Annotated in this window: 2 protein-coding genes; both read right to left on the bottom strand. The window is 48.4% G+C overall.

Translation table 11 applies throughout. The annotated features are described in order from the left end of the window. Nucleotides 1-608, bottom strand: a 608-nt coding sequence (locus R0J87_RS18275; protein ID WP_498887947.1) for an IS3 family transposase, incomplete at its 3' end; no start/stop codon positions are given. Between the two features lie 11 nt (nt 609-619). Beyond that, a complete protein-coding gene (locus R0J87_RS18270; RefSeq protein WP_498887946.1) occupies nt 620-937 on the bottom strand; it encodes a transposase in 318 nt (105 codons plus the stop codon). Nucleotides 938-1,067 lie beyond the last annotated feature (130 nt).

The following is a 1,067-nucleotide window of genomic DNA, read 5'->3' as shown; positions in this document are numbered from 1 at the left end:
ATCATTACCTCCTCGCTGCGATACTGTGTGCCTTGATCAGAATGAAAGAGCAACTCCCTTCCCGCCGGCTGATGATGCCTCCAAGCTGACTCCAGCGCGTTTAACACCAGCCGTGAGCTATTGACGGCTCCTTGTGCATAACCAACGATTTGTCGAGTCCCTAGATCCATAACAACCGCTAGGTAGAGCCATCCTTCCTGGCAGCGAATCTGTGTAATGTCCGAGACCCAAACCTTGTTTCGCTCGCCTATTGAAAATCGTCGATTCAATAGGTTAGGCAAAACGGGGAGCGTTGACTCGGCGCGTCGATACCCAGGTTTTAAGGCGGTACAGGAGCGATAGCCTGCTTCTTGAAGAAGGCGTTGAACCTGATTCTTTCCGCAGCGGTACCCTTCATCTTGCGCTTCCATCCATAACTTCCGATAACCCGGCACACTGTTCATTTTCTTGGCACGCTCTAGCAAAAACAACGTGATGCTCTGATGACGCTTTTGCATTTTTCCAGGCTGCCGTTGGCGGTCTTTCCATCGGTAGTAACCTGATCGAGAGATACCGAGTACTTCACAAGTGATTGAGAGCGGCCACCGACATTGGCGATGAGCCTCAATAAAAGCAAATTTTACTTGCCGTGCTTGATAAAGTACTCGTCCGCCTTTTTTAAGATCTCAGTCTCCATCTGTGATCTTTTTAGCTGCTTTTTCAGCTTCTTGATTTCATTTTCAAGTTCTTGAACGCTTTTTTCAGGGCCAACATTGGCAATTTTCTTGTCAGACGATGTGTGATCCATGGTCAACTCCTTGCGCCAACGACTTAATGTATTCGGGTGTATACATAGTTTGGCAGCAAGCGTTGTCTGTGTCTGCGGCGAAGAAAGTGACGCTTGCACGGCGTCACGTTTAAACGCATCTGAATACCTGGGGCTACATTTGTATTTCATAACACCTTCTCTCGAAAAAAGGTGTCTACTTTTTTAGGGGCAATCCAATACTGCACCACTCACCACTCACCACTCACCACTCACCACTCACCACTCACCACTCACCACTCACCACTCACCACTCACCACT

Source organism: Halomonas sp. SIMBA_159 (assembly GCF_046536035.1).
In the GTDB taxonomy this organism is placed as follows: domain Bacteria; phylum Pseudomonadota; class Gammaproteobacteria; order Pseudomonadales; family Halomonadaceae; genus Vreelandella; species Vreelandella venusta_A.
This window is presented reverse-complemented; position numbering and strand designations above follow the sequence as displayed.

Coding starts and splice junctions, on each gene's coding strand:
- R0J87_RS18270 (WP_498887946.1), bottom strand. CDS start 937: ATGAAATACAAATGTAGCCCCAGGTATTCAGATGCGTTTAAACGTGAC.